This is a genomic window from Burkholderia arboris, from assembly GCF_902499125.1.
GTDB classification, from domain to species: domain Bacteria; phylum Pseudomonadota; class Gammaproteobacteria; order Burkholderiales; family Burkholderiaceae; genus Burkholderia; species Burkholderia arboris.
This window is the reverse complement of the sequence record NZ_CABVPX010000011.1, coordinates 148,076-174,403: the sequence shown is the minus strand read 5'-3', so window position 1 is coordinate 174,403 and position 26,328 is coordinate 148,076. Positions and strand designations below refer to the sequence as shown.

Here is a 26,328-nt window from a genome sequence, read left to right as displayed (position 1 = left end):
TTCGAACGATTCGAAAAAAACTGGAGACACCGAATGATGAAGCTCAAGGCAGGTTTGCTGACGATGGCGCTCGCGATGACGGCCGCCACGGCCGCCAGTGCCGGTGCGGCGACGCTGCGGATCGCATGCGGCGCAGCCGGCGTCGACCAGGACATTTGCCAGGTCTCGGCGAAGCGGTGGGCCGAGAAGACCGGCAACGAGGTCGAGTTCATCAGCATGCCCAATAACTCGAGCGAAACGCTGGCGCTCTATCAGCAACTGCTCGGCGGCGGCTCCGACAAGATCGACGTGATGCAGATCGACACGGTCTGGCCGGGCATCCTAGCGAACCACCTGATCGACCTGAAGCCGTACAGCAAGGGGCTGGAAAGCCAGTCGTTCCCGAGCATCGTCGCGAACGATACGGTGAACGGCAAGCTGGTCGCGATGCCGTGGTTCATCGATACGGGGCTGCTTTACTACCGCAAGGACCTGCTCGACAAGTACCGCGTGAAAGTGCCCGCCACGTGGGAGGAACTCGATGCCACCGCGCGCAAGATCCAGTCGGGCGAGCGCGCCGCCGGCAACGAGAAGGTCTGGGGCTACGTGTGGCAAGGGCGCGCATACGAAGGGCTGACCTGCGATGCGCTCGAATGGGTCAGCAGCTACAACGGCGGCACGGTGGTCGACGACAAGGGCCGCGTGACGATCGACAACCCGGGTGCGATCAAGGCGCTCGAGCAGTCGGCGAAATGGGTCGGCACGATCAGCCCGAAGGCCGTGCTGAACTACGGCGAGGAGGAAGCCCGCGGCGTGTTCCAGGCCGGCAACGCGGTGTTCATGCGCAACTGGCCGTACGCATGGGCGATCGCGAATCGCGCGGGCAGCCCTATCAAGGGCAAGGTCGGCATCGCGCCGCTGCCGAAGGGCGGCGCCGACGGCCGCCCGGCCGCCGCGCTGGGCGGATGGCAGCTCGCCGTGTCGCGCTACTCGCCGAACCCGAAACTGGCCGCCGATCTCGTGATGTACATGGCGAGCGCGGACGTGCAGAAGCTGCGGGCGATCCAGGGGTCGTACAACCCGACGATGCCGGCGCTCTACCGGGACAAGGACATCCTGCAGGCCAACCCGTTCATGGCCGATCTGCTGCCGACCTTCAGCACGGCGGTCGCGCGGCCGTCGACCGTGACCGGCGCGAAGTACAACCAGGTCAGCAACCAGTTCTGGAATGCCGCGCACGACGTGCTCGCCGGTAGCGACACCGCGGCGGGCGCGCTCGCGCGGCTCGCCGCCACGCTCAACCGGCTCGCGCCGGGCGGCAGCTGGCACTGAGCGCCGCGGCGCGCGATTGATCGATCGGGCCGGCTTCCGCAGGGCGCCGGCCTGACAGGAGACATCGAATGAGAACCGGAAGCATCGAAATGAGTAGCACTCCTGCATTCGTGCAGGCACCCGTGCGGGCCCGGGCCGGGCTTGCCCGCGCACGCCGGCGCCAGGCGTGGCTGCTGGTGGCGCCCGCGTTGCTCACGCTGGCGGCCATTGCCGGCTGGCCGTTGCTGCGCACGGCGTGGTTCAGCCTGACCGACGCGCAACTGTCCGACCTGTCGCAGCGTCATTTCGTCGGCCTCGACAACTATCTCGGCGCAGCGGGCGTGCTGCGCGACCCGGCGTGGTGGCAGGCCGTCGGCAATACCGTGCTGTTCGCCGTCGTGTCGGTCGTGCTCGAGACGGCCACCGGCCTCGGCGTCGCGCTGCTGCTGGACGTGCCGTCGCGGCTGCGGACGCTGCTGCGCGCGGCCGTGCTCGTGCCGTGGGCGATCCCGACCGTCGTGTCGGCGAAGATCTGGAGCTGGATGCTCAACGACCAGTTCGGGATCGTCAATGCGATGCTGATGTCGATCGGCGCGATCCAGGAGCCGCTCGCTTTTACCGCCGATGCGCGCCTCGTCTTCCCGACCATCGTGCTCGTCGATGTGTGGAAGACCACACCGTTCATGGCGCTGCTGATGCTCGCCGCGCTGCAGACCGTGCCGCGCGATTGCTACGAGGCTGCGCGTGTCGACGGCGTGCCGCGCTGGCGCGTGTTCCGTTCGGTGACGCTGCCGCTGATCCTGCCGGGCGTGCTGGTCGCGATGATTTTCCGCTCGCTCGACGCGTTGCGCGTGTTCGACCTGATCTATGTGATGACGTCGAACAGCCGGATCACGAAAAGCATGTCGATCTATGTGCGCGAACAGCTGATCGATTTCCAGCAGGTCGGGTTCGGGTCGGCGTCGGCGATGTTGCTGTTCGTCACGATCGTGCTGTTCACCATCGGCTACATGGCGGTCAGCCGCCGCCGGATGCAGGAGGCTTGACGTGAAGAAGCATCCGCTCGATATCGCGATTCACGGGCTGCTGTCGGCGCTCGTGCTGATGATCGCGCTGTTCCCGTTCGTCTACATGATCGGTACGTCGATCAAGCATGGCGATGCGCTGTTCGACACGTCGCTGTTCCCGGCGAGCCCGTCGCTCGACAACTATCGCCAGTTGTTTCGCGACCAGCCGTTCGGCGCGTACCTGCTGAATTCGGCGCTCGTCGCGGGCGGGGCGGTCGCGCTGTCGCTCGCCGTGTCGGTGCTCGCCGCGTATGCGCTCGGCCGCGTGTCGTTCCGCGGGCGCGGCGTGCTGATGATGTGCATTCTCGGCGTGTCGATGTTTCCGCAGGTCGCGATCCTGTCGGGCCTGTTCGAGCTGGTCCGCTCGCTCGGCCTGTACGACCACCTCGGCGCGCTCGTACTGTCCGACCTGATCTTCACGCTGCCGTTCACGATCTGGATTCTCGTCACGTTCATGCGCGAGTTGCCGCGCGAGCTGGAGGAGGCGGCGCTCGTCGACGGCGTCGGCGTGTTCACGCTGATCTTCCGGATCTTCATGCCGCTGCTGCGGCCGGCACTGGCCGCGACGTCGCTGCTCGCGTTCGTGTCGGCCTGGAACGAGTTCCTGTTCGCGCTGACCTTCATGATCTCATCGAGCCAGCGCACGGTGCCCGTCGCGATCACGATGATCTCGGGCGCGAGCAGCTACGAGTTGCCGTGGGGAACCATCATGGCCGCGTCGGTCATCGTCACCGTGCCGCTCGTGCTGCTGGTGCTGGTGTTTCAGCGGCAAATCGTCTCCGGCCTGACTGCCGGTGCGGTCAAGGGTTGACGCGTTTCGGCCCGAACAGGATCAAGAGGGAAAACATGAGTCAGATCAAGTTGAGCGGTCTTCGCAAGCAGTTCGGCACGACCCCCATCCTCAGCGACGTGAATCTCACGGTCGAGCCGGGCGAGTTCTGCGTCTTCATCGGCCCGTCGGGCTGCGGCAAGTCCACGTTGCTGCGGATCGTCGCCGGTCTCGAGGAACAGAGCGCGGGCGACGTATGGATCGACGGCCGCTGCGTCAACACGTTTGCGCCCGCGCAGCGCGACATCGCGATGGTGTTCCAGAGCTATGCGCTCTATCCGCACATGTCCGTCTACGAAAACATGGCCTTCGGCCTGCGTCACCTGCGCTTGCCGAAAGACGAGATCGACCGGCGGGTGCGGCTCGCTTCCGAATCGCTGCGCCTCGGCGAGCTGCTCGAACGCAAGCCCGGCGCACTGTCCGGCGGCCAGCGGCAGCGCGTCGCGATCGGCCGGGCGATCGTCCGCAAGCCGAAAGTGTTCCTGTTTGACGAGCCGCTGTCGAACCTCGATGCGGCGCTGCGCGTGAAGACGCGCGTCGAGATCGCGAAGCTGCACCGCAGCCTCGACAGCACCAGCATGATCTACGTGACGCACGACCAGGTCGAGGCGATGACGCTCGCCGACAAGATCGTGCTGCTGCGGCCGCTCGAAGGGCGCAGCGGGATCGCCAGCGTCGCGCAGATCGGCACGCCGCTCGACCTGTATCACCGTCCGGCGAGCCAGTTCGTCGCCGGATTCATCGGCTCGCCCGCGATGAACTTCCTGCCGGCAAGCGTCGCGGCGGCCGGCAGCGGCGAGGTTCGCGTGCTGGTCCGCGGCCATCCGCTCGGCGCCGACGTGTCCGGCGACGGCCTCGAGACGGGCGCCGGCGTGACCCTCGGCATCCGCCCAGAACACGTACGGGTCGGTACCGGCGCCGTGGCGGGTCAGGTCGCGCACGTCGAGCAGATGGGCGAACACACCTATCTGTATCTCGACACGCCGCTGTGCGACCAGCCGATCGTCGCGAAGACCGATGCCGCCGGCGCGCGGGTCGGCGAGCGCCTGCGCGTCGATCTGCCGGCCGCCGCGTCGCATCTGTTTCATCCGGACGGACGCGCGGCGGTACGCACGCCGCGCGAGCCTGCCGCACCGGCGCTCGCGATCGCCTGAGCGGCGCGCGGCACATCCGGCCACAGGTTTCAGGCGGTCAGGGCGCATGGCCGCTGTCGAATTGGCGCCAAATCATCGATAAAGGATAGTCATGCTAAATAAAAAACTTTCAGTGATCGTATGGAACGAGTTCGAGCACGAACGGGAGAACGCGGGTGTGCGCGCGATCTATCCCGACGGCCTGCACCGGGTGATCGCCAGCGCGCTTGCCGAGACGCCGGCGCTCGGCCACGGTGCATTGCCGCTCGAGATCGGCACCGCGACGCTCGACGAGCCCGAGCACGGCCTCAGCGAAGCGCGGCTTGCCGCGTGCGACGTGCTGATCTGGTGGGGGCACAAGGCGCACGCGAAAGTCTCCGACGAGATCGTCGAGCGCGTGCAGCGCCGCGTGCTCGAAGGGATGGGCCTGATCGTGCTGCATTCCGGGCACTTCTCGAAGATCTTCCGCCGCCTGCTCGGCACGAACTGCTCGCTGAAGTGGCGCGAGGCGGCGGAGAAGGAACGGCTGTGGGTCGTCGAGCCGTCGCATCCGATCGCGGCCGGGCTCGGCGAGTACTTCGAGCTGCAGCACGAGGAAATGTACGGCGAGCGTTTCGACATCCCGCAGCCGGACAGCACCGTGTTCATCTCGTGGTTCGAGGGCGGCGAGGTGTTCCGTTCGGGCTGCTGCTGGGAGCGCGGTCACGGCCGGATCTTCTATTTCCGCCCCGGGCACGAAGCCTACCCGACCTATCACGACCGCAACGTGCAGCGTGTGATCGCGAACGCGGTGCAGTGGGCCGCGCCGCGCGTGAACCTGGCCGACCGCTGCCCGAACTCGCCGCCGCTCGAGACGCTCAGCGAGAAGAGCGGGCAATTCGCGCACGTCGGTATCCAGCAGACCGCCGGAGACCTCGCATGAACGACGACTACAAGGTGGAACTGCCGGAAGCGGCGGCGATTGCGCGCGGCCGTCGCCTGCGCGTGGGCGTGATCGGGCTCGGGATCGGCCGCAAGCACATCGAAGGCTGGCGCGAGCATCCCGATGTCGACGTGGTTGCGATTGCCGACCCCGATGCGAAGCGGCTCGCGAAGGTCGGCGACGCGCTCGGCATCGATGCGCGCTACGCGTCGGCCGACGCGATGTTCGCGGCGGAGAAACTGGACGTCGTCAGCGTGTGCACGCCGAACAAGTTCCATCGCGAGCTGACGCTCGCCGCGTTCGACGCCGGCTGCCACGTGCTGTGCGAGAAACCGATGGCGATGAACGCGGACGAGGGGCGTGACATGCTGATCGCCGCGCATCGCGCCGGCAAGCGGCTGATGATCAATTTCTCGTACCGCTTCAGCGCGCAGTCGCGCGCGCTGAAGGCGCAGGTCGACAGCGGCCTGTTCGGCGATTTCTATTTCGGGCGCACGGTCTGGCATCGCCGGCGCGGGATGCCCGGATTCGGCGGCTGGTTCGGCACGAAGGCGCTGGCGGGCGGCGGGCCGCTGATCGATCTCGGCGTGCATCGTCTCGATCTCGCGCTGTGGCTGATGGGCTATCCGAAACCCGTGTGGGTGATGGGCAGCACCTACGATCCGATCGCGCGCGAGCTGGCGGCGCGTGCGGGCAAGACGTTCGACGTCGAGGATCTCGCCGCCGCGCTGATCCGTTTCGACAACGGCGCGACGCTCGCGCTCGAGGCATCGTGGGCGACCAACATCCAGGAAGCGGAGCTGATGGAAACGCGTCTGCTCGGCACGCGTGCGGGGCTGCTGCAGAAGAACCTGAACGAGGGCTACACGTTCGACGCGCACGTGTTCATCGAGCAGAACGGCGCGCAGTTCGACATGCGGCTGAATCCGCCCGCGGAGGGCGCGCATTCCGCGATGTACGACTACGCGGAAGCGATCCTGTGCGACGTCCCGCATCCCGCCCCCGGTGAAGAAGGTCTGATCGTGATGGAAATTCTCGACGCGATCTATGCGAGCGCGGCCGCGGGCGAGCCGATCCGCATTCACGCGCCGGGACCGGCGGCCGTCGACGCGTCGCCGGTAGTGGACCTCGACGTCGCGGGCTGACGTCGCGGGTTGGATTCGTACCGGGCCGGCGCGCGGAGCGTCCGCCACGCCGGCCCGTCGGCAGCATGACGGACGACGCAGCACATACACCTATTCGATGACGCCGCGCATCGCACGCGACGCACTGACAACGTTTGGAGACACGTTCATGATCGACGAAGCAGGCCGCGTCGCGCGCGGCCCGGCACGCACCCCGTTCAGGCTCACGCGGCTCGCCGCCGCTTTCTCGCTCGCGGTCGCATCGGCCGCGCTGCACGCGGCGCCGGATCCGGCGACGACCCTCGCCGCGGACAGCGCACCGGGCGGCCTCTCGCAGGCCACCGGCGTCGTACCGGCCGACACGAGCCCCGCCAACGTGGCGACGCCGACGCCGTCGTCGGCCTGGAACCAGCTGACGCCGTGGACGCAGTTTCACGGCTACCTGCGGGCCGGTGTCGGGACCAGCGACAGCCATTCGCAGGCCTGCTTCCAGTTGCCGGGTGCGCAGAGCAAATACCGGCTCGGCAACGAATGCCAGGTTTACAGCGAGCTGGAGATCGACCAGACGCTGTACAAGTTCTCGAACGGCATGCAGCTGTCGGCGGTGGGGATGGCGAGCCTCGTCAACGATCTCGATCGCGCGCCGACCTTCAATGGCGATCACGGCCGCGTGCGCCTGCCGCAGTCGTACGTGCAGCTCACGAACCTTCCGGGGCTCGACGACATGCGGATCTGGTTCGGGCGCATCTACTACCGGCGCAACGACGTCCACATGAACGACTTCTATTACTGGAACCCGAGCGGCCTCGGCGCGGGCATCGAGAACGTGCCGATCGGCGGCGGCCTGAAGCTCAGCTATGCGTTGTTCCGCGAGGATTACATCGACCAGCCCAACTACGCGACGCGCCACGACCTGCAGCTGTCGGGCGTACGCCCGAACCCCGGCGGCGAACTGCAGTTCGGGCTGTCGTACATCCCGGCCCGCGCGCCGGTGCTGAACACGAGCGGCGTGCTGCAGGACGCGCACGGCGGCTGGTCGTTCACGGTTCAGCACATACAGACCAACCTGTTCGGCGGCAAGAACAAGCTCGCGTTCCAGTACGGCGTCGGTCCGGGCACGGGCCTGGGCTACACGGGAACGCTGACCAACGACAACCGCTACAAGAGTGTCCGCGTACTCGACGCGTTCGACTGGCAGGCCACGCGCGACTTCAGCGGACAGGTGGTCGGCATCTACCAGCGCGACATCGCGCCGTCGGGCGGGTCGCAGACCTGGATATCGATGGGCGTGCGGCCGGTATACGCGTTCACGCAGCACATCAAGCTGCAGGGCGACCTCGGGCACGATCGCGTAACGCCGTCCGGCGGCCCGACGCGCACGCTGCTGAAGGCGAGCGTCGCGCTGACGCTTGCGATGGACCGCTCGTTCTGGTCGCGGCCGGAATTCCGCGTGTTCTACACGTATGCGCGCTGGAACCAGGCCGCGCAGGATGCGGCGGCGCCCGGCGATCCGCTGTCGACGACGGGCATCTTCGGCACGTCGCGCACGGGCTCGACCGTCGGCGCGCAAGTCGAATGGTGGTGGTGAGCGCGATGACGGAACGCTGTACGACGATATCGATGGGGGCCGATGCCGCGCCGTTCTCGCGCATCGTGTTCGGGATGTGGCGGATCGGTGACTGGGCGTTGTCGGTCCGCGCGCGACGTGAGCTGATCGAGGCGGCGCTGGAACTCGGCGTGACGAGCTTCGACCATGCGGACATCTATGGCGACTACATGGCCGAGGGCCTGTTCGGCGACGTGCTGGCCGATGCGCCGCACTTGCGCGAACGGATGCAGATCATCACGAAGTGCGGGATCCGGCTCGTGTCCGCGCGTCGGCCCGCGCACGGCATCAAGCACTACGACACGCGCGCCGCGCATGTCGTCGCGTCGGTCGAGCAGTCGCTGCGCGCGCTGCGTACCGACCGGCTCGATCTGTTGCTGCTGCATCGTCCCGATCCGCTGATGGATGCCGACGAAGTCGCCGCGACCTTCGCCGCGCTTCGGCGTGACGGCAAGGTGAGGGCATTCGGGGTATCGAACTTTACGCCGGCGCAGGCTGCGTTGCTGCAGGACCGCATGGCGGCGCACGGCATGTCGCTCGCGACGAACCAGGTCGAATGCTCGCTACTGCATCTCGCGCCGCTCGACGACGGCACGTTCGACCAGGCGCAGCGCTGGCGCTGTCCCCCGATGCTGTGGTCGCCGCTCGCGGGCGGACGGCTGCTGACGGAGGCGTCGCCTGCCGCGACGCGGGTGCGCGAGCGCGCGGCGCGGATCGGCGAGGCGCTCGGCGTGCCCGCGACGACGGTGCTGTTCGCGTGGCTGCTCGCGCTGCCGTGCCGGCCGCTGCCGATCGTCGGGTCGAGCCGGATCGCGGCGCTGCGCGAAGCGGTTGCGGCGACCCGCATCGCGCTCGGGCGCGAGCACTGGTTCGAGCTGCTGGACGCGGCGCGCGGCGCGGAGGTGCCATGACCGTTGCGATCGACACACGATGACTATTCGGGAGATGCGATGAGCGTAGCAACCCTCAACAGCGCTCCGGGCACGCCGTGCGGCCTGCGCACCGGCGAACCCCGCTTGCTGGCCGACATCGGCGGCACGCATGCGCGCTTCGCGCTGGAGACCGCGCGGGGCGGGATCGGCGACGTGCGTGTCTATCGATGCAGCGCCCATGCCGGCGTGGACGATGCGGTGCGCGCGTTCCTGCGCGACACGGGCGGCGCGCGGGTGCGGGATGCGGCGATCGCGATCGCCAATCCCGTAGATGGCGACCTGATCAGCATGACCAATCATGACTGGCGCTTCTCGATCGACGCGACGCGCCGTGCGCTCGGGTTCGACACGCTGCACGTCTTCAACGACTTCGCGGCGCTGGCGATGGCCGTGCCGCATCTGCCCGCGGAGCAACGGCGGCAAGTCGGCGGCGGGCGCGCGGTGCCCGCGGGTACGATCGGCGTGCTCGGTGCGGGAACGGGGCTGGGCGTCTCGGCGCTCGTGCGCGCGGGCGACGCATGGGTGCCGGTGTCCGGCGAGGGCGGGCATGTGTCGTTTGCGCCCGCCGATGCACGCGAAGCCGACGTGCTGCGGTACGCGCGGGCGTGCTGGCCGCACGTGTCGTTCGAGCGGCTGGTCGCGGGCCCCGGCATCGCGGTCATTCACGCGGCGCTCGCCGCGCGCGACGGCTGCGACGCACCGCGGGCCGGCGCGGCCGATACGGTCGATACGGCTGCCATCATCGATCGCGCGCTCGCCGGCGACGCACGCTGCATGGCGACCCTGGATTGCTTCTGCGGGATGCTCGGCACGTTCGCGGGCAATCTGGCGCTGACGCTCGGCGCGACCGGCGGCATCCATATCGGCGGGGGCGTCGTGCCGCGCCTCGGGGTATTGTTCGATGCATCGCCATTTCGAGCCCGCTTCGAGGCGAAGGGCCGCTTTGCCGGTTATCTTGCGAAGATTCCGACCTTCGTGATCACCGCGCTGCATCCGGCCTTCGTCGGCGTGTCGTGCCTGCTCGCCCGCGCGTTGGGCGAGGCCGGCTGACGCGAGTCCGGCTCGCAGGGTTGTATTGCGACTGTCTGCAACGCGTCGGCATGTTGAAAGCAACCCCGCGCGCGACGCGCCCTATGGAATACGCCGACTGGAAGTCGTCCCGGAACTCATTTAGTTTTAGAGGAGTGTCGCCGAGGCGTCGTGCGTTCCGGAGGAATCGTGACCGCATTCCAGAAGGTGTGGCAGTTGCTCGTCGGAAAGCCGCTCGACCCGCTCGATCCGCGCACGAGGCATGCGATCGCCGTCACGCCGCTGCTCGCCTGGGTCGGGCTCGGCGCCGACGGGCTGTCGTCGTCGTGCTACGGCCCGGAGGAGGCGTTTCTCGCGCTCGGCCAGCACCACGCGCTCGCGCTGTTCCTCGCCCTCGCGACGGCGGCGACCGTGTTCATCATCGCGCTCGGCTACAACCAGGTGATCGAGCTGTTCCCGACCGGCGGCGGCGGCTACCGGGTCGCGACGTCGCTGCTCGGGTCGAAGCCGGGGCTGGTGTCGGGCGCGGCGCTGCTGGTCGACTACGTGCTGACCGTCGCGACGTCGCTCGCGAGCGGTGTCGATGCGTTCTTCAGCCTGCTGCCGGTCAGCGCGCAGGCGTTCAAGCTCACGACCGAGATCGTGCTGATCCTGATGATGACGGGGCTCAATTTCCGCGGGATGCGCGAATCGATCATGGTGCTGCTGCCGATCTTCATCGGCTTCGTGATCCTGCACTTCGGGCTGATCGTGTACGGCGTCGCCGTGCACGGCGGCAGCCTCGCGATGGTGGTGCCCGATGCGGTGCATGAAGCGCACGGCATGTCGCAGTCGCTCGGCCTGTTCGTGCTGCTCGCGTTGCTGATGCGCGCGTTCTCGCTCGGCGGCGGCACGTATACCGGCCTCGAGGCCGTGTCGAACAACGTCAACATGCTCGCCGATCCGCGCGTGCCGAACGGCAAGGTGACGATGTGGTACATGTCGACGTCGCTCGCGTTCACGGCCGGCGGCATCATCCTGCTGTACATGCTGTGGCAGGCGAAGCCCGTCGACGGCGAGACGCTCAACGCAGTCGTGTTCGGCAGCGTGATCGACCATCTTGGGCTCGGCTCGGCGTTCGCGCGCCACGCATTGCTCGCGGCCGTGCTCGCGTTCGAGGCCGGGCTGCTGCTGGTCGGCGCGCAGACGGGCTTCCTCGACGGCCCGGCCGTGCTGTCGAACATGGCGTCGGATTCGTGGGTGCCGCGCCATTTCCGCGACCTGTCGGGGCGCCTCGTGCGGCAGAACGGCATCATCGTCGTCGGGCTGTCGAGCCTGCTGATCCTCTTGTGGACGCACGGCAACGTCGACGTGCTCGTCGTGCTGTACAGCATCAACGTGTTCCTCACGTTCAGCATGTCGCTGCTCGGGCTGTGCACGTACTGGTGGCATCATCGCAGCCAGCAGGGCTGGTTCAAGCACTTCTTCCTGTCGGCGCTCGGGCTGAGCGTGACGGCCACCGTGCTCGTCATCACGCTGATCGAGAAGTTCACGGCGGGCGGCTGGCTCACGGTGCTCGTGACGAGCGCGGTGATCGCGCTGTGCTTCATGATCAACCGCCACTATGCGTATACGCGTGCGCAGCTCGCGAAGGAAGATGCGTTGTTCTCCGGCAAGCCGCCCGAAGTCGACGAGGCGACCGCGCCGGGCAAGCCCGATCCGTCGCAACCGACGGCCGTGCTGCTGGTCGGCAAGCATCGCGGCGCGAGCATGCACGCGCTGCTGTGGGTCAACCGGCTGTTTCCCGGGCACTTCCGCAACGTGATCTTCCTCGCGGTCGGCGAGGTCGATGCGAAGGCATACGACGGGCACGAACATCTCGAACGGCTGCGTCACTCGATCACCGAAGCGCTGGACTACTACGTCGCGCACTGCCGTCGCAGCGGCATCGCGGCCGACTACCGGATCGCGTTCGGCACGAACCCCGTCGTCGAGTTCATGAACCTCGCTTCGTCGACGCTCGACGAGTACCCGAACGCCGTGTGCTTCGCGAGCAAGCTGATCTTCCGGCGCGTGAATTTCCTCACGGCCTGGCTGCACAACCAGACGCCCGTCGAGCTGCAGGCACGCCTGCACGTCGAGGGCAAGCAGATGGTGTTGTTGCCGATGAACGTCGGGTAGCGGGCGCGTGAAACGGCTCCTCCGGTCGATGAAAACGATTCGATCTGACGTGTCGCGTCAGATCGTAAGCAATAGGAAACAATGCTCCGGTTTCGCCGGAAAGGTTTGATAAGATTCGCGCGCTTCGAATCAACAACAAATCCTTTCCGGGAGACTTCATGACGATCGTCGCCACGACTGCCACCCGTTTCCTGCGCCACGGCCCGCACGCGTTGTCCGCCGCCGTGCTCGCCGGCTTCGCCATCTCGTCCCTTGCGCAGACCGTATCGCCGGGCATCTGGCACGACGACACCGAGTACACGCTGAACGGCAAGCCGTTGCCGCAAGGCACCGATCCGATGCCGGACCAGTGCCTGAGCGACGCAGACGCGAAGAACCTGCGCAAGACGATGGCCGCCCGCCTGCAGCGCGATAACGTCCGCTGCACGATCACGAACTGGGACTACGCGGGCACGACGCTGAAGGTCGCACTGTCCTGCGCGAACGAACAGGGGCGCGGCAACGGCACGGTGACGGGCGCCGTCACGCCGACGAGCTACGACCTGAAGGGGCAATTGCACGGGCAGCATGCGCAGGCTGGCGCGTACACGCTCGCGTGGACGTGGCGCGGCAAGCGCGTGGGCGACTGCAAGTAACGGAGCGAAGCGGCGCGCATCGCATGGCGCGTGCCGTACCCATCGGTGAACCTGCCGCAAGATTGCAGGCATTCAGGGTCCGTATGCTTGAATACATCACAATGTGATATAAAATCAAGGCAGGCCTTCGCGTCATCCAGCCTCCACGCCACACACGAATCCGGCCGCGCGACGCGCATCGTGCGGGGCGAACGTCCGGTTCAGAAGAACGGGCGGCGCTCACGCGCAGCGGGATGGCCACGGGGCCTCGCCGCGACCGGCGGCACGATGCGCCGTACGGTTCGCGGCCACGACAAGGGGAAATGACGATGCTGATCACGTTTCGCTCTTCCGCCGCACCCGACATCGTGATGTTGCGCGATCTGGCGCAGTATCTGCTCGGGCTGGTCGGCAAGGGGCTCGACGTCCGTGGCGTGATTTCCACCGACGAACTGCCTGAGGCGATCGCACGGCTCGAACAGGCCATCAGGGACGATGCGGCGCGCGAACGCGCACACGAGCATTCGACGCAGGCGCTGCGCGACGACGTGTCGCCGCATGCGGGCGGGCTCGCGCAGCGCGCGTGGCCGCTGCTGGACATGATGCGTGCGGCCCGCGAACAGGGCCGGCACGTGATGTGGGGCGTGTAGGCGCGCAGCGCGCGTGCCGCCTGCGGTACCGGACCTCCGCTGGAAGGCCGGCGGCTTCGTGTCGAAAGACGCGTGTGCCGTCGGCCGATTTTTTTTGCGTGGCGGGATCGCCGGCGCGATTACGAATGATGATGCGTATGCGAGCGCGACGAGCGCCGCGCGGACCTGTGCAGCAGTCTGTCGCGCGTGCGGTCGCGGCCGCGTTGGGCCGCGAAGAACAGCACCGCGAACACGAGGACCGCGAGCAGCACGAGGGTCTGGACGATACCGTTTTCCATGTCGCCTCCGGGCAGGATGGGGGACGAGGGATGCGCAACCGGCCGTCAGCCGGCGGGCGTGCAGGCGCCGGCGAGCTGCGTGTCGATGAAGCGCTTGGCCAGCGCGATCGAAATCCGGAGCGCGTCCGAGTCGTTGCGAAACACGTGATGCTTCGGGTCGAGCAGATGCGTTTCGTGGCAGCCGCGCGCATCGCGCCAGTACACAACGGCGAGCGGCTGGTACAGCGCGCCGAGCTCGAGCCCTTCGCCGGCCATCGGGTCGACGAGCGCAACCGCGCGGATCGCGCACTGGCGATAGGTCAGGCAGAGCGGCGACGCCATGACGGTCTCCGCGCCGGGCGCCGGCCGTTCCGACCCCGCGTGGTGCGTGATCGGACGAATGGGCGCCGGGGCGTGGTCACGAGAGCATCGGCATCGCTTCGATCAGCACGATGCCGAGCAGCGCGCCGAGTGCGGCGCCGACCAGTTTCGGGTGCCACCGTTCGAGATGCAGCGCCGTCAGCAGCGCGCCGAACAGGATCACGCCCAGCAGCGCGAACGCGATCACGAGGTACCCGATTTCGAAATCGTTGTTGATCAGCATGATGTCTCCTTCCCATGTCGGCGGGTCGCGTTCGGCTGTGCTTTGCCTGCGCAGCCGACGTCGTACGCCGGATGTTCCTGAATCGATTATATATCACGACATGATATAAATGCCGCTCGTACGCGGAAGCGGTTGTTGGGCGGCGATATTCGGGGGCCGAGCGGCGTGGAGTGTCGCCGTGTCCGGCCGGATGCGGCGCGTGACGGCTTCCGGCCGGACGGCTTGACGCTCGGCGGCACGTCACCCACACTGGGTCGCACGACGGGCAGGCGGCGCGGGGCCTGTCATGTGCGCGTCACGTGTGGCATGTCCCCGCACCGGTGCGCGGCCCAGGCGTCCAGCCGCGAACGCGCGGAGAGCTTCGACGTGGTGCATTTTTCTTCCCGATGGACTGGCTGCCTGCTGATCTGCGCGGTTGCATTTGGCGCGGGAGCGGCTGTGGCCGATACGCGCGACACCGGCAGCGATGCGCCCGTCACCGTCGTCAGCGATGTCCACGAATTCGTGATCCAGCACGACGGTTCGCTCGACGAGCACGACGATTCGACGCTGCGCGCGAACAACGCGAGCGGTATCGATGCAATCGCGCAGCGCTACGTGTGGTTCGACAAGAACCTCGAGAAGGTGGACCTGCTCGCCGCCGAGACGATCGACCGCGACGGTGTCGCGCATCCGGTCGACGCGGGCGGCATCCGCGACGTGCAGGAGCCGCGCTCGGCCGGCGCGCCGACGTTCCAGGACGGGCTGTTGCGCACCGTCGTATTTCCCGGCGTCGAAGCCGGGTCGAGCACGCGCGTGGCGTTCCGCAAGACCCGCACGAAGCCGGTCAACTGCGGCTACTTCGGCTACACGGTCGAGCCGTCGCGCGAGCCGGTCGACAGCCAGCGGCTGATCTTCGACGTGCCGGCCGACATGCCGCTGTACGCGGATGCGCGCGGCTACGTCGCGCTGCCGCCGGTCACCGCGAACGGCCGCACGCGCTACGCGTTCGACTACCGGCACGGCCCGTACGACCGCATCGAGAGCGGCGCGGTCGGCTACCCGACCTACGGCGACCGGCTCGTCGTGTCGACGCTGCCCGACTATGCGGCGTTCGCCGCGCGCTACCGCAACGCGGCCGTCGATCCGGCCGCGGACGATCCGGCCGTCGAGCGGCTGGCGCGCGCACTCACCGCGGGCGTTGCCGATCCGCGCGACAAGGCGCGCATCCTGTACGACTGGGTGCAGGCGAACATCCGCTACGTCGGGTTGTTTCTCGGTGAAACGGCCGCCGCGCCGCATCGCGTGACGGACATCCTGCGCAACCGCTACGGCGACTGCAAGGATCATGTCGCGTTGTTCGGCGCGCTGCTCGCGGCGGTCGGCATCCGCAGCGAGCCGGTGCTGCTCAATCTCGGGCCCGTCTACACGCTGCCGTCGGTGCCGGGCTACGGCGGCGGTGCGATCAATCACGCGATCACGTGGCTGCCCGATCTCGCGCTCTATGCGGACACGACGACGGCCGGCATCGCGTTCGGTTATCTGCCGCCGATCGTGATGGACCGTCCCGCGCTGCTCGTCGACACGGGCGTACTGTCGCGCACGCCGGCCACGCAGCCGCGCGGGCGCATCGCGCGGGTCGAGATCGATGCCGCCGGGCCGGGGGCCACGCGTTTTCATGCGTACATCGAGGACGACGGCTGGACGGCCGAACTCGAACGCAACCTGTTTCGCCGCGCGACGCCCGACCTCATCGCGCAGCTCGCGAACAACCGTCTGCGGCAAAGCGGCTTGCGCGGCCGCGCGCAACTGTCGACCAGCGACCGGCACGTGACCGACGGGCCATTCGACGTGACGATGTCGGGCACGCTCGACCATTTCGTGTGGCCCGACGGCACGACCGCGTTACCCGCGCTGTCGAGCCTGACGGGCGGCATCGCGACGCAGGTTGAAGGCTGGCTGGCCGAACCCGTGCGCACGCAGCCGTGGGGCTGCATCGGCGGCACGTTCGACGAAACCGGCGAGATCGCGCTGCCGGCCGACGTCGCGGTGACCGACCTGCCGGCCGATACGGCCGTGCACGACCGCTTCGTCGACTTCACGTCGCATTACGTTTTCGACGACGCCGCGCGTGTCGTGCAGGTCACGCGGCGGATGACGGCGAATTTCGGCCGCCAGGTGTGTACGCCGGACGAATTCACGGCGCTGCGCGCGTCGCTCGAGCGCATCGAACGCGACACGCAGGCGCAGATCGTCGTGCGGGCGAAAGGGCGCTGAACGGGCAGGGGAAGTGAGCGCATCGATGCGATCGGTCGACGCGCAGGAGGGACATCATGACGGAACGGGATCACGAGATCGCCGATCTCTCGAAGGAATTGCTGGGCCGGATCGTGCAAGGCACCGTGGCGAGCGGCGCGGTCGTCGATGCGGAGCACTGCGCGGCGCTTGCCGTGCAGTGCGCGACGGCGCTGGTCGACCGGCTGGAAGCGCGCAGCGGCTGAGCGCTGCCATCGTGCGTGGCGGTGACTTGAGCGACGCCTGGCGGCCGTCGCGAGCCTCACGCGCGACGCATCATGCTTCGACGCGCACCTCACCGTCCGCGCGCACCGCACCCGGCGGCTTGCCGACCACGCGCTTGAACGCACGGCTGAACGCGGCCAGCGAGCCGTAGCCGAGCCGGTACGCGACGGCTTCGATCGTCTCGCGGTCGCGCGCGATCCACTGCGCGGCGAGCCGCATCCGCAGCTCGGTCAGGTAGCGCACGGGCGTCATCCCGGTCGCCGCGAGAAACCGTTCGGCGAACACCGAGCGCGACACGCCCGCTTCGGTCGCGAGTTCCGCGACGCTCCAGTTGCGACCGGGGTCGCGATGCAGCGCGACGATCGCGCGGCCGAGCTTCGGCTCGCGCAGCGCCTGCACCCAGCCCGTCGCGTCGCCGCATCCGCACTCGACCCAGCCGCGCACGATGAACGCCGCGACCACATCCGCGAGCCGCGCGAGAATGCCCGCGAAGCCCGCGCGCGCCGTGCATGCTTCGCGCTCCATCGCGTCGAGCATCGGGCGGATTTCCGGGTAGCGCGCGAGCAGCGTGCCCACATGCATGAACTCGGGCATCGTGCCGACCAGCGGCTGCATGCCGCCGAGATCGAGTTCCATGCACGCGCTGAAGATCAGCGCATCGCCGGCGCCCGGCTCGGTCGTCGCGCAACGGGCCGGCGACGCACCGGCCGATGCCACCGACGCGACCGTGTCGCAGATCTTCGCGACCTCGAAGCCGTTGAGTTCGTGGCACGGCGCATCCGCGTCCGACACCAGCGCGTGCACGCGGCCGTGCGGCAGCAGGATCGCGTCGCCGGCCTCGAGCCGCATCGTCTCGCCCGACGCATCGCGCAGCAGCACGGGCCCGCGCACGACGAAATGGAACTGCGCGCGGCCCGTCACATGGCCGAAATTCAGCCCGAACGGCCGCGCGACCTGGATGCGGCGGTACTGCACGCCGCTCAGGCGCATCCCCAGCAGCAGCTCGCTGACGAGGTCGTGCACATCGGGAATCGGGGGCAGAAGAGGCTCGGACATATCGAGATTCGGACGTTCGATCAATAAGCACGGATTGTATGTCATAGACCGTCCTGACGTGGTTCCTTACGATACGCCCTCATCAGTACTTTCCCTAACCGACACGGAACCACGCATGAATCCCGGAATCTCCTCGGCCGCCTCGACGGCGGCCCCCCGCGAACCGGCCTGGGGCGCGGTATTCGCGATGGCGCTCGGCGTGTTCGGGCTCGTCACGGCCGAATTCCTGCCGGCGAGCCTGCTGACGCCGATGGCCGACAGCCTCGGCGTGACCGAAGGCGTGGCCGGGCAGGCCGTCACGGCCACCGCGACGGTCGCGCTCGTCACGAGCCTGCTGATCTCGGCGCTGACGCGCACGATCGACCGGCGGCGCGTGCTGCTCGTGTTCTCGGTGCTGCTCGTCGCGTCGAACCTGGCGGTCGCGTTCGCGCCGAACCTGACGACGCTGCTGATCGGGCGCGTCGTGCTCGGCATCGCGCTCGGCGGCTTCTGGACGATGGCGACGGCCACCGCGATGCGGCTCGTGCCGACGTCGATGGTGCCGCGCGCGCTGTCGATCATCTTCAGCGGCGTGGCGGTCGCGACGATCGCGTCCGCGCCGATGGGCAGCTACTTCGGCCACCTGATCGGCTGGCGCAACGTGTTCCTGATCGCGGCCGCGCTCGGCGGCCTCTCGTTCGTGTCGCAGATCCTCACGCTGCCGTCGATGCCGCCGAGCGGCACGACGCGGCTGCGTACGCTGATCGACGTGCTGCGCCGGCCGACCGTCGGCCTCGGGATGTTCGCGACGATCCTCGTGTTCACCGGGCATTTCGCGTTCTTCACGTATCTGCGGCCGTTCCTCGAACAGGTGGCAGGTGTCGGCGTGAACGGGCTGTCGGCGATCCTGCTCGGCTACGGCATCGCGAACTTCGTCGGCACGTCGCTGGCCGGCCGCGTGCTCGAACACCGACTGCGGCCGATGCTGATCGGCATGCCCGCGTTGATGGTCGTGCTCGGCATCGCGCTCGTCGCGCTCGGCCGTGCGCCGATGATCGACGCGGTGCTCGTCGCGTTGTGGGGGATGGCGTTCGGCGGCGTGCCGGTCGCGTGGTCGACGTGGGTCACGCGTACCGTGCCCGACGAGGCCGAGAGCGCGGGCGGGCTGATCGTCGCGGCCATCCAGCTCGCGATCGCGACGGGGGCGGCGGCCGGTGGCGTCGTGTTCGACGCGAACGGCGCGGCCGGCGTGTTCGTCGGCGCGGCCGTCGTGCTGGCGGTCGCGGTCGCGACGATCGTGACCGGCGTGCCGAAGCGCGTCGGCGTGGTGTCCGCGCTGGCGGAATGACGGATGCCGGCGGGCCGCCCGGCCCGCCGCTCAACGTACCGGCGCGTGCGCGTCGAGCAGTTGCCGGTGACGCGCTTCGGTCGCGTCGTCGGCCGGAAACATGCACTCCATGCGCAGTTCCTGCGCAGCCGCGCTTTGCGGCGTACCGACCGTCGTGATCAACGAGAAGTAACGCAGCACGACGCCTTCGTGGATAAAGCCGATCGGGATGACCGGCAGCGACGGCGCGGCGGCCGGCGCCGGCGGCGTGTTCCAGTCGCGCGGCGCATCGGGGCTGGCGAGCAGGTCGTCGAGCAACTGCCGGGTTTCGTCGTCGAGCACGCGGCCGACCGATTCGCGATGCACGCGCTGCAGCAGGCTGCGCGACACGGTGCCCCAGTCGGCCACGAACGGCCGCATGCCGTGCGGATCGAACATCAGGCGCAGCAGGTTGCGCGGGCCTTCGCGCGCAGCCATGTCGATGAAGCAGCCGAAAAAGCGCGGCGCCGCATCGTTGGTCATCAACACGTTCCAGTGGCGGTCCATCACGATCGCCGGAAACGGCTCGTGCTGCCGTACGACGCGTTCGAGCGCGCGGATCACGCCATGCATCTCCTGCGCATCCCACGGCGCTTCCGAATACACCGGCGCATAGCCGGCCGCGAGCAGCAGCGCGTTGCGCTCGCGCAGCGGCACGTCCAGCGCCTGCGCGAGCGTCAGCAGCGTGTCGCGGCCCGGCACGCTGCGTCCGCTTTCGATGAAGCTGATCTGGCGCTGCGAGATGCCCGCGTCGAGCGACAGGTCGAGCTGGCTCACGCCGCGCACGTCGCGCCAGTAGCGCAGCAACTGGCCCAGTTCGTGCGGCGGCGTGTCCGGATCGCGGCGGCTGGCGTTCATCGGGGGGGCCTGATCGTTCCGTGATCGACGCGAACGACTATATCGGACTCACGCGGCATGCGCATGCCACGCGAATGCGTCGAACGGCGCTTCGAGCGCGGGCTGCGCGACGCTGCCGACGTAGTTCGTGATCGTCGACGCGGCGACGACGGCGATCACTTCCAGCAACTGCCCGGCGCCGAATCCCGCGTCGAGAAACGACTGCCGGTCGGCGTCGGCCAGGTGGCCGCGCGTGTCGATCAGCGCGCGCGCCGTGGCCGACAGCGCGGCCAGTTTCGCGTCGGCGGGCAGGTCGCCGCGCCGGATCGCATCGACGTCGGCGGGCGCCACCCCCTGTTTCAGCGCGAGCGCGGTATGGAACGCGACCGGCCATTCGCTTGCGTTCGTCACCGCGTTGGTGAGCAGCAGCGTCTGGATCTGCGGCTCGGTGAGGCTGCTGGCATGCACGCGCTCGAACAGGCCGATGAAGCCGTTGATCAGCACCGGCGACGCGGCCATGGCTGCCGCGATGTTCGGGACGATGCCGAAGGTGTGCTGGAGCTGCCGGAGGACAGGCTTCGATTCGGCCGGCGCGGAATCGATCGTATGAAGCGGATAGGCGGACATGATGTTCCCGGGCGAGGAGCGCCGCCGGAATGGCGGCGCGACACCCGAAGCGTAAGAGCGTGCGTGTCGTGCGCCAATTACATGCAATGTAATCGTTCGATGCACACCCGGCGCGCGACCGCTCCGCGAATCCGCTAGCCGCCTTGCTTGACCATCGAAGCCAGCGTCTTCATCGCCTGCAGATACGGATAGGGCCCGTGGCTGATGCGCGCCACGCCGTATTCCGCGAAGTCGGCGAGCGTCGGCGTTTCCGCGACGCGCATCACGTTCACGGGCAGCGGCGACGCGGCCGTCAGCGCGCGAATGAGCGCCGGCGAGCGAAGGCCCGGCACGAACAGGCCGTCGGCCCCGGCTGCCGCATACGCACGTGCGCGCGCCAGCGTCGCGTCGAGCAGGCGTTCGTCGTGCGTATCGGCCGCTGCCTTGAAGAACACGTCGGTGCGCGCATTGATGAAGTAGTCGGCACCCGCACGATCGGCCGCCTGCCGTGCCGCGGCGATCCGGGCTGCCGCTGCTTCGGTGTCACGCAATTCGCCCGTTGCCGGAACACTGTCTTCGAGGTTGCAGCCGATCGCGCCGGCCTGGATGCTCAGCGTGATCGTGTCGCCGACATCGTCCGGCCGCTCGCCGTACCCGCTTTCGAGATCGACGGTGACGGGCAGGTCCGTTGCGCGCGTGATTCGTTCGAGCACCTCCATCATCAGCGCGCGCGGCATCTGCTCGCCGTCGACGAAACCGTTGGCCACCGCGACCGACCAGCTGCCGGTTGCCAGTGCGACGGCGCCCGCGTCGGCGACCGTGCGCGCACTGCCGGCATCCCACACGTTGAACAGCGCCAGCGGCTGGCCCGCGCGGTGTAGCGACCGGAAATACGCGCCTTTCTCGTTGCTGCTCATGCTCGCTCCTCCTTGTGAAGACCGGATTGGTTGTCGTGCCGAGCGATATTGCCACCGAATCGGGTGCCGTGAGGCATTCGTACGATGACAACTGACAAGGAATGGCAGGAGACCGGCAACCGGTCGCGCGCCGGTTCAGTCGCGTGCCGCCGGATCGACCGATAGCGCACGCAACTGGCCGCGCAACTGATCGACTTCGCCCGGTGCGAACGGGCGCTCGATGTCGGCATGGGTCTGCTGCCACAGCGGGAACGCGTCGGCCAGCAGGTCGTGGCCGGCCGGCGTCAGTTCGAGCAGGCGGCTGCGCCGGTCGTCCGGGTCCTGGATGATCGTCACGAGGCCGCGCCGCTCGAGCGGTTTGAGCGCGGCGGTGAGCGTGGTGCGGTCCATCGCGAGCAGCGACGCGACCGATTTCATCGGGGCCGGTTGAGGCCGGTTCAGCGACATCAGCAGCGAGAACTGGCCGTTGGTGAGGTCGAGCGGGCGCAGTGCATCGTCGAAGATGCGCGCAAGATTGCGCGCCGCGCGCTGCATGTGCAGGCACAGGCAGCAATCGCGCACCATCAGCGTCGTTTCGAAAGGAAGCGTTTCTTTTCGTGCCATGTTGCAATTGTGTTGATATCAACCTATCTTGTCAAGGTCGAGGCGCGGCAGCCCGCCGCGCCCGTCATCGGAGGAGAAGGCATGAGTGCTCAACAGCAGTTGTATCTCGCCGTATTTCTCGGGACCAAGGATAGTCCGGCCATGAAGGCGTGGGTGGCGCTTCCGGAGGAGGCGCGGCGCACGCGCGAGCGGGACGGCATTGCCGCATGGCATGCGTGGGTCGACCGTCATCGCGACGCGATCGTCGAGATGGGCGGGCCGCTCGGCAAGACCAAGACCATCGACGCGGGCGGCATCAAGGACACGGCCAACGCGCTGAGCGGCTTTACGGTCGTGCGCGCGGCGTCGCACGAGGCGGCCGCCGCGCTGTTCGAAGGCCATCCGCATTTCACGCTGTTCCCGGGCGTGGCGATCGACGTGATGCCGGTGCTGGCGATTCCCGGCGCGTGAGCGACCCGTCGTGCCGGGCGCCGCGCGTCGCGTCGATGCGCCGTGGCCGGCAGGCGGATATTTTCCCGACATTCTGGATGGAGATTGGCGATGAAGCTTTACGGATTTGCCGGCACGCGTTCGCAACGCGCGCTGTGGGGGCTGAAGGAACTGGATGCGGACTTCGAATTCGTGTCGGTCAATCTGCTCGAGGGCGAGCACCGGCGGCCCGAGTTCCTGCGCCTCAACCCGGCCGGCAAGGTGCCCGTGCTGGTGGACGGCGACCTCGTGATTCCCGAGTCGGCCGCAATCGTGCTGTACCTCGCGGACAAGTACCCGGAAAAAGGGCTGCTGCCCACCGACCCGGCGCTGCGTGCGGAGGCCTACCGGTGGGTCATGTTCGCGGTGACGGAGCTCGAGCAGCCGCTGTGGCGAATTACGCGGCATTCGTTCATCTATCCGCCGGAGAAGCGCTCGCCGGCCGATATCGAGCTGGCGCGCGAGGATTTCACGACGATGGCCGCGATCCTCGACAAGCATCTCGAAGGGCGCGACTTCATCGTCGGCGATTCGCTGACGGTGGCCGATTGCGTGACGGTCTACCTGATCGACTGGGCGAGCGAATGCCACCTGATCGAACCGTTCCCGCAACTGCGCGCGTATCTCGAGCGGCTGTATGCGCGGCCGAAGGCGCCGCAGCGGATCGCGGATGCACGCAAGGCGGCGTGACGGCGCGATGCGGGCATGCGCCGCACCCGGTTGCGGTCACGACACGTCGTCGGGGCCGCCGAGTGCGCGACACAGCATCGACAGGTCGCGCAGTGTGAGGTGCGGCGTCGCGGCCTGCTGCGGGGTGGGTTCCGTTGCCGGCCGCGGGTCGCGAACGACCCATGCGGCCTGAAGCCCCGCATTCAGCGCGCCGACGATATCGAGGTGGAAGTCGTCGCCGACGTGCAGCAGTTCGGCCGGACGCACGCCGAGTGCGTCCGCCGCCGCATGGAAGATCTCGGGTTCCGGCTTCGCGAAGCCGAATGCGCGCGCGCTGAGCGTCGTGCGGAAGAATTCGCCGCCGCCGGTCAGCCGGAGATCCGCGTTGCCGTTGGTCACGGCAATCAACGGAAAACGGGCGCTCAACCACGCGAGTGCTGGCAATGCGTCTTCATAGAATTCGACGCGGTTCCGCGCGGCATAGAACACGTCGTACGCGGCGTCGGTCAACGCGACATCTTCGTTCGCGCGCGCCAGCGCCAGCTGGATCGAGCCGATTCTCATCGCGCGAAAATCGCCGGCGAGGTCCGGGCGCAGCCGTTCGTATTCCTCACGGAGCTCGCTCAATGCCTGTTGCGTGGGCAGCACACGCCCGGTATTGGGTGCGCGCTCGATCAACCATGCGCGCAGCAGCGCCTCGGCTCGTATGACGGAAGGCCCGAACGGCCACAGGGTGTCGTCGAGATCGAACGAGACGGCGGAAACTTTGGCGAGACGCATGGCGGTTGAAAGAGGAGGGTTGCTTACCAGGGCCACGGAACGGAGGTTCCGGTGCCGTTGTCGAGGGCGTGCCGATACAGGAAGCGTGCGACGGTCAGGTCCTGAAGCGCGAGCCCCGTCATGTCGAACACGGTGATGTCGTGCGCGGCACGGTCGACCGACGCCGCACCGGCGAGGATGTCACCGATTTCCGTGCGCGGCAAATCCGGCGCCCACTGGCACTCGCCGATGCGGCGCGCCTGGTCGTGATCGTCCACGAAAATGCGCGCGCGTTCCAGCACGCCGGCCGGCAGCTCGCGCTTGCCTGCGGTATCGGCGCCCACGCAGGTCAGATGGGTGCCCGGCTGAACCGCGGCCGCGTCGAACAACGCACCGCCGCCGGGTGTTGCCGTGATGACCACGTCGCTGTTGGCCACCGTGTCGTTCCGGTCGCGCGCCATGCTGATCGTGCATCGCTCCAGGAAGGCCGATTCGAACTCCGGGTCCGGCTCGCCGCTGACGTTCACGTACCGCACCGTGCACCGCTGCGGCAGCAGGCTCAGCGCGTAGTCGAGCTGGACGCGCGCCTGCACGCCCGTGCCGAACACGCAGATCCGCGTGCTGTCGGGGCGGGCGAGCTGTTGCAGCCCGAGGCCGCCGGCTGCGCCGGTCCGCGCGGTGGTGATCGCGTTGCCGTCCATGATGCACAGCGGGCGGCCCGTCGCCGGATCGAACAGTGCGACGGTGGCCTGATGCGGCTCGCCGCCGACGCGCCGGTTGCCCGGCCAGAACCCGGCCGCCTTGAAACCGAGCAGATCCTGGCCGGCGACGTCGCCCGACTTGATGCCGAACACGCCGCCGGTGTGCAGCTTCTCGCGCACCACCGGGAATACGCGTCCGGCCCGCCGACTGTGCAGCACGAAGGCTTCGCGGACCGCCGTCATGACTTGTCCGGCCTGAAGGGCGGGCGCGACGGCATCGCGGTCGAGAAGCAGGAGTCGGGCGTCTGTCGGCATGGTCGGGAGCGCCTTTTCGGCGCAAGACGAATCGAAGGTGTTTAAATTTTGTCCAGATTTGGATAAATAGTCAATCCGTGGCGGAGCGGCGTGGACCCCGGGCGTCGCTCACCAGCCGTAGAAGCGCGGCCATGTTTGTGCGGCGCCGTCTTGGCCGATGGCCTGGTATTCGGGATGTTGCGCGCCGGTCGCGCACGCATGATTCGGCAGGATGCGCAGGCGCGTGCCGATCGGAAACCGTTGCGCGATGCCGGTGTCCGGCGAGCCCGTGCGCGATACGATCCCGTGCTCCTGGTTGGCCGCGCTCATCACGTAGTCGTCGAGCACGTCGCCGGCTTCGGCGCAGACCTGCCCGTAGCCGAAATCGTGCGCCTGGCGCTGCGTGCCGCGGTCGCGGCTCATCGCCATCCAGCCTGCATCGACGATCGCCCAGCCTTTCTCTTCCTGATGGCCGATCACGGTGGTCAGCACCGACAGTGCGATATCGGACAGTCCGCATACGCCGATGTTGTGCATCACCAGGTCGAACATCACATACACGCCGGCGCGCACCTCGGTCACGCCGTCGAGGCGTTGCGCCGACAGCGCGGTGGGCGTCGAGCCGATGCTCACGACCGGGCAGGGCAGCCCGGCGGCTCTCAGGCGCTCCGCGGCCCGCACGGTGCGGCTGCGCTCCTGTTCGGCGACCGCCGCCAGCGCGTCGGGCGTGTCGAATTCGTAGCTGGAGCCCGCATGGGCCAGCACCCCGCCGAGCACCATCCCGCCGTCGACCAGTGCGCGGCCGACGTCGATCAGCAGGTCGGCTGCGGGCGGGATGCCCGAGCGGTGGCCGTCGACGTCGACCTCGATCCACACGTCGAAGCGTTCGCCGTGCTCGCGCCCGAACGCGGCGATCGCGTGCGCGGCCTGCAGGCTGTCGGCGACGATCTTCAGGTCGCAGCCTTGCCGGCGCAACGCAAGCGCCTGGCCGAGCTTGGCGGGCACCATGCCGACCGCATAGACGATGTCGCGTACGCCGCCCGCGAAGAACTGCTCGGCTTCCTTGAGCGTCGACACCGTGATGCCCGGTGCGCCCGCCGCGATCTGCGCATCGACGACGTGCCGGCATTTGGTGGTTTTGACGTGCGGCCGGAACGTGACGCCGAACGTGTCCAGATGCGCCTGCATGCGTGCGATGTTGCGATGCATGCGGCCGACATCGATCAACGCGGCCGGGGTGTTGAGGGTTTGAAGGTCCACGATGGGTTCGATTGCGAGGTTGCCGATGCGGACACTGTAGGACGATTGGCATGCACCGTGTTTAACGCGGGACTAATCCATCATTAAATGCGACTTA

27 protein-coding genes and 1 pseudogene are annotated in these 26,328 nt (G+C 68.1%); 17 read left to right on the top strand and 11 right to left on the bottom strand.

Going from position 1 to position 26,328, the window contains the following annotated elements:
• The first annotated feature begins 33 nt into the window (after positions 1–33).
• The 12 genes and pseudogenes from BLA15945_RS15935 (at position 34) to BLA15945_RS15880 (ending at position 13,356) form a co-directional block, all read left to right on the top strand.
• Positions 34–1,311, top strand: coding sequence for an ABC transporter substrate-binding protein (locus tag BLA15945_RS15935; protein ID WP_081051951.1), 1,278 nt, complete (start codon positions 34–36; stop codon positions 1,309–1,311).
• A gap of 89 nt (positions 1,312–1,400) precedes the next feature.
• Positions 1,401–2,336, top strand: a complete 936-nt coding sequence (locus BLA15945_RS15930) for a carbohydrate ABC transporter permease (RefSeq protein WP_174992882.1) — start codon at positions 1,401–1,403, stop codon at positions 2,334–2,336.
• A gap of 1 nt (position 2,337) precedes the next feature.
• Positions 2,338–3,168: a carbohydrate ABC transporter permease gene (locus tag BLA15945_RS15925; RefSeq protein ID WP_174992881.1), complete on the top strand. Its 831-nt coding sequence runs from the start codon at positions 2,338–2,340 to the stop codon at positions 3,166–3,168.
• 35 nt (positions 3,169–3,203) lie between these two features.
• Positions 3,204–4,340: an ABC transporter ATP-binding protein gene (locus BLA15945_RS15920; RefSeq protein WP_059237615.1), complete on the top strand. Its 1,137-nt coding sequence runs from the start codon at positions 3,204–3,206 to the stop codon at positions 4,338–4,340.
• Positions 4,341–4,431: 91 nt separating this feature from the next.
• Positions 4,432–5,241: a ThuA domain-containing protein gene (locus tag BLA15945_RS15915; RefSeq protein ID WP_059237614.1), complete on the top strand. Its 810-nt coding sequence runs from the start codon at positions 4,432–4,434 to the stop codon at positions 5,239–5,241.
• The gene (locus BLA15945_RS15910) at positions 5,238–6,386 is read left to right on the top strand and encodes a Gfo/Idh/MocA family protein (RefSeq protein ID WP_174992880.1); all 1,149 of its coding nucleotides are present in this window, start codon (positions 5,238–5,240) and stop codon (positions 6,384–6,386) included. The genes BLA15945_RS15915 and BLA15945_RS15910 overlap by 4 nt, the downstream gene beginning before the upstream one ends.
• Before the next feature lie 148 nt (positions 6,387–6,534).
• The gene (locus BLA15945_RS15905; RefSeq protein ID WP_217468155.1) at positions 6,535–7,953 is read left to right on the top strand and encodes a maltoporin; all 1,419 of its coding nucleotides are present in this window, start codon (positions 6,535–6,537) and stop codon (positions 7,951–7,953) included.
• Between the two features lie 5 nt (positions 7,954–7,958).
• On the top strand, positions 7,959–8,882 hold the full coding sequence (locus tag BLA15945_RS15900) for an aldo/keto reductase (RefSeq protein WP_233464233.1): 924 nt from the start codon (positions 7,959–7,961) through the stop codon (positions 8,880–8,882).
• A 39-nt stretch (positions 8,883–8,921) separates the two neighbouring features.
• A pseudogene (locus BLA15945_RS15895) lies at positions 8,922–9,938 on the top strand (glucokinase); the annotation flags it as partial.
• A gap of 183 nt (positions 9,939–10,121) precedes the next feature.
• A complete protein-coding gene (locus tag BLA15945_RS15890) occupies positions 10,122–12,092 on the top strand; it encodes an APC family permease (RefSeq protein WP_174992877.1) in 1,971 nt (656 codons plus the stop codon).
• 158 nt (positions 12,093–12,250) lie between these two features.
• Positions 12,251–12,727, top strand: coding sequence for a DUF3617 domain-containing protein (locus BLA15945_RS15885; protein ID WP_059237609.1), 477 nt, complete (start codon positions 12,251–12,253; stop codon positions 12,725–12,727).
• A 308-nt stretch (positions 12,728–13,035) separates the two neighbouring features.
• On the top strand, positions 13,036–13,356 hold the full coding sequence (locus BLA15945_RS15880) for a DUF1840 domain-containing protein (RefSeq protein ID WP_174992914.1): 321 nt from the start codon (positions 13,036–13,038) through the stop codon (positions 13,354–13,356).
• 119 nt (positions 13,357–13,475) lie between these two features.
• On the opposite strand, the gene BLA15945_RS15875 is transcribed toward BLA15945_RS15880, so the two are convergent.
• The 3 genes from BLA15945_RS15875 to BLA15945_RS15865 form a co-directional block, all read right to left on the bottom strand.
• Positions 13,476–13,634, bottom strand: a complete 159-nt coding sequence (locus tag BLA15945_RS15875) for a hypothetical protein (RefSeq protein WP_174992876.1) — start codon at positions 13,632–13,634, stop codon at positions 13,476–13,478.
• A 45-nt stretch (positions 13,635–13,679) separates the two neighbouring features.
• The gene (locus BLA15945_RS15870) at positions 13,680–13,955 is read right to left on the bottom strand and encodes a hypothetical protein (protein WP_059237608.1); all 276 of its coding nucleotides are present in this window, start codon (positions 13,953–13,955) and stop codon (positions 13,680–13,682) included.
• A gap of 76 nt (positions 13,956–14,031) precedes the next feature.
• Positions 14,032–14,217 (bottom strand): hypothetical protein, encoded by a 186-nt coding sequence (locus BLA15945_RS15865; RefSeq protein ID WP_174992875.1) that lies wholly within the window; start codon positions 14,215–14,217, stop codon positions 14,032–14,034.
• Between the two features lie 366 nt (positions 14,218–14,583).
• On the opposite strand from BLA15945_RS15865, the gene BLA15945_RS15860 reads away from it, so the two are divergent.
• Positions 14,584–16,473, top strand: a complete 1,890-nt coding sequence (locus BLA15945_RS15860) for a DUF3857 and transglutaminase domain-containing protein (protein ID WP_174992913.1) — start codon at positions 14,584–14,586, stop codon at positions 16,471–16,473.
• A gap of 56 nt (positions 16,474–16,529) precedes the next feature.
• Positions 16,530–16,697: a hypothetical protein gene (locus BLA15945_RS15855; RefSeq protein ID WP_174992874.1), complete on the top strand. Its 168-nt coding sequence runs from the start codon at positions 16,530–16,532 to the stop codon at positions 16,695–16,697.
• Between the two features lie 70 nt (positions 16,698–16,767).
• On the opposite strand, the gene BLA15945_RS15850 is transcribed toward BLA15945_RS15855, so the two are convergent.
• A complete protein-coding gene (locus tag BLA15945_RS15850; RefSeq protein ID WP_059237605.1) occupies positions 16,768–17,817 on the bottom strand; it encodes an AraC family transcriptional regulator in 1,050 nt (349 codons plus the stop codon).
• Between the two features lie 70 nt (positions 17,818–17,887).
• Here BLA15945_RS15850 and BLA15945_RS15845 point away from each other — a divergent pair, with 70 nt between their 5' ends.
• Positions 17,888–19,099, top strand: coding sequence for an MFS transporter (locus tag BLA15945_RS15845; protein WP_059237604.1), 1,212 nt, complete (start codon positions 17,888–17,890; stop codon positions 19,097–19,099).
• Between the two features lie 30 nt (positions 19,100–19,129).
• Here BLA15945_RS15845 and BLA15945_RS15840 read toward each other — a convergent pair whose 3' ends face one another.
• From BLA15945_RS15840 to BLA15945_RS15825, 4 genes are all read right to left on the bottom strand, one after another.
• Entirely contained in the window at positions 19,130–19,975 is an 846-nt protein-coding gene (locus BLA15945_RS15840; protein ID WP_174992873.1) for a helix-turn-helix domain-containing protein, read from the bottom strand.
• A gap of 48 nt (positions 19,976–20,023) precedes the next feature.
• Positions 20,024–20,581: a carboxymuconolactone decarboxylase family protein gene (locus BLA15945_RS15835; protein ID WP_174992872.1), complete on the bottom strand. Its 558-nt coding sequence runs from the start codon at positions 20,579–20,581 to the stop codon at positions 20,024–20,026.
• A 134-nt stretch (positions 20,582–20,715) separates the two neighbouring features.
• Entirely contained in the window at positions 20,716–21,477 is a 762-nt protein-coding gene (locus BLA15945_RS15830) for an isocitrate lyase/PEP mutase family protein (RefSeq protein ID WP_059237601.1), read from the bottom strand.
• Between the two features lie 135 nt (positions 21,478–21,612).
• Complete coding sequence (locus BLA15945_RS15825; protein WP_059237600.1) at positions 21,613–22,080, bottom strand: MarR family winged helix-turn-helix transcriptional regulator; 468 nt, start codon at positions 22,078–22,080, stop codon at positions 21,613–21,615.
• A gap of 81 nt (positions 22,081–22,161) precedes the next feature.
• Between BLA15945_RS15825 and BLA15945_RS15820 the strand changes: the two genes are divergently transcribed.
• Positions 22,162–22,530: a YciI family protein gene (locus tag BLA15945_RS15820; RefSeq protein ID WP_059237599.1), complete on the top strand. Its 369-nt coding sequence runs from the start codon at positions 22,162–22,164 to the stop codon at positions 22,528–22,530.
• Between the two features lie 90 nt (positions 22,531–22,620).
• Positions 22,621–23,238: a glutathione S-transferase family protein gene (locus BLA15945_RS15815; RefSeq protein WP_174992871.1), complete on the top strand. Its 618-nt coding sequence runs from the start codon at positions 22,621–22,623 to the stop codon at positions 23,236–23,238.
• A gap of 36 nt (positions 23,239–23,274) precedes the next feature.
• Here the strand turns inward: BLA15945_RS15815 and BLA15945_RS15810 are convergent, their stop codons facing one another.
• The 3 genes from BLA15945_RS15810 to BLA15945_RS15800 form a co-directional block, all read right to left on the bottom strand.
• Positions 23,275–23,997 (bottom strand): HAD family hydrolase, encoded by a 723-nt coding sequence (locus BLA15945_RS15810; protein WP_174992870.1) that lies wholly within the window; start codon positions 23,995–23,997, stop codon positions 23,275–23,277.
• A 23-nt stretch (positions 23,998–24,020) separates the two neighbouring features.
• Entirely contained in the window at positions 24,021–24,992 is a 972-nt protein-coding gene (locus BLA15945_RS15805; RefSeq protein WP_174992869.1) for an ornithine cyclodeaminase family protein, read from the bottom strand.
• Positions 24,993–25,100: 108 nt separating this feature from the next.
• A complete protein-coding gene (locus BLA15945_RS15800; RefSeq protein WP_174992868.1) occupies positions 25,101–26,231 on the bottom strand; it encodes a DSD1 family PLP-dependent enzyme in 1,131 nt (376 codons plus the stop codon).
• Positions 26,232–26,328: the final 97 nt, after the last annotated feature.

What these genes read in the sequence shown, in the direction of transcription:
- BLA15945_RS15935 (WP_081051951.1), top strand. Translation starts at nt 34, where the DNA reads ATGATGAAGCTCAAGGCAGGTTTGCTGACGATGGCGCTCGCGATGACG.
- BLA15945_RS15930 (WP_174992882.1), top strand. Translation starts at nt 1,401, where the DNA reads ATGAGTAGCACTCCTGCATTCGTGCAGGCACCCGTGCGGGCCCGGGCC.
- BLA15945_RS15920 (WP_059237615.1), top strand. Translation starts at nt 3,204, where the DNA reads ATGAGTCAGATCAAGTTGAGCGGTCTTCGCAAGCAGTTCGGCACGACC.
- BLA15945_RS15915 (WP_059237614.1), top strand. Translation starts at nt 4,432, where the DNA reads ATGCTAAATAAAAAACTTTCAGTGATCGTATGGAACGAGTTCGAGCAC.
- BLA15945_RS15910 (WP_174992880.1), top strand. Translation starts at nt 5,238, where the DNA reads ATGAACGACGACTACAAGGTGGAACTGCCGGAAGCGGCGGCGATTGCG.
- BLA15945_RS15905 (WP_217468155.1), top strand. Translation starts at nt 6,535, where the DNA reads ATGATCGACGAAGCAGGCCGCGTCGCGCGCGGCCCGGCACGCACCCCG.
- BLA15945_RS15900 (WP_233464233.1), top strand. Translation starts at nt 7,959, where the DNA reads ATGACGGAACGCTGTACGACGATATCGATGGGGGCCGATGCCGCGCCG.
- BLA15945_RS15885 (WP_059237609.1), top strand. Translation starts at nt 12,251, where the DNA reads ATGACGATCGTCGCCACGACTGCCACCCGTTTCCTGCGCCACGGCCCG.
- BLA15945_RS15880 (WP_174992914.1), top strand. Translation starts at nt 13,036, where the DNA reads ATGCTGATCACGTTTCGCTCTTCCGCCGCACCCGACATCGTGATGTTG.
- BLA15945_RS15875 (WP_174992876.1), bottom strand. Translation starts at nt 13,634, where the DNA reads ATGGAAAACGGTATCGTCCAGACCCTCGTGCTGCTCGCGGTCCTCGTG.
- BLA15945_RS15870 (WP_059237608.1), bottom strand. Translation starts at nt 13,955, where the DNA reads ATGGCGTCGCCGCTCTGCCTGACCTATCGCCAGTGCGCGATCCGCGCG.
- BLA15945_RS15865 (WP_174992875.1), bottom strand. Translation starts at nt 14,217, where the DNA reads ATGCTGATCAACAACGATTTCGAAATCGGGTACCTCGTGATCGCGTTC.
- BLA15945_RS15855 (WP_174992874.1), top strand. Translation starts at nt 16,530, where the DNA reads ATGACGGAACGGGATCACGAGATCGCCGATCTCTCGAAGGAATTGCTG.
- BLA15945_RS15850 (WP_059237605.1), bottom strand. Translation starts at nt 17,817, where the DNA reads ATGACATACAATCCGTGCTTATTGATCGAACGTCCGAATCTCGATATG.
- BLA15945_RS15845 (WP_059237604.1), top strand. Translation starts at nt 17,888, where the DNA reads ATGAATCCCGGAATCTCCTCGGCCGCCTCGACGGCGGCCCCCCGCGAA.
- BLA15945_RS15840 (WP_174992873.1), bottom strand. Translation starts at nt 19,975, where the DNA reads ATGAACGCCAGCCGCCGCGATCCGGACACGCCGCCGCACGAACTGGGC.
- BLA15945_RS15835 (WP_174992872.1), bottom strand. Translation starts at nt 20,581, where the DNA reads ATGTCCGCCTATCCGCTTCATACGATCGATTCCGCGCCGGCCGAATCG.
- BLA15945_RS15830 (WP_059237601.1), bottom strand. Translation starts at nt 21,477, where the DNA reads ATGAGCAGCAACGAGAAAGGCGCGTATTTCCGGTCGCTACACCGCGCG.
- BLA15945_RS15825 (WP_059237600.1), bottom strand. Translation starts at nt 22,080, where the DNA reads ATGGCACGAAAAGAAACGCTTCCTTTCGAAACGACGCTGATGGTGCGC.
- BLA15945_RS15820 (WP_059237599.1), top strand. Translation starts at nt 22,162, where the DNA reads ATGAGTGCTCAACAGCAGTTGTATCTCGCCGTATTTCTCGGGACCAAG.
- BLA15945_RS15815 (WP_174992871.1), top strand. Translation starts at nt 22,621, where the DNA reads ATGAAGCTTTACGGATTTGCCGGCACGCGTTCGCAACGCGCGCTGTGG.
- BLA15945_RS15810 (WP_174992870.1), bottom strand. Translation starts at nt 23,997, where the DNA reads ATGCGTCTCGCCAAAGTTTCCGCCGTCTCGTTCGATCTCGACGACACC.
- BLA15945_RS15805 (WP_174992869.1), bottom strand. Translation starts at nt 24,992, where the DNA reads ATGCCGACAGACGCCCGACTCCTGCTTCTCGACCGCGATGCCGTCGCG.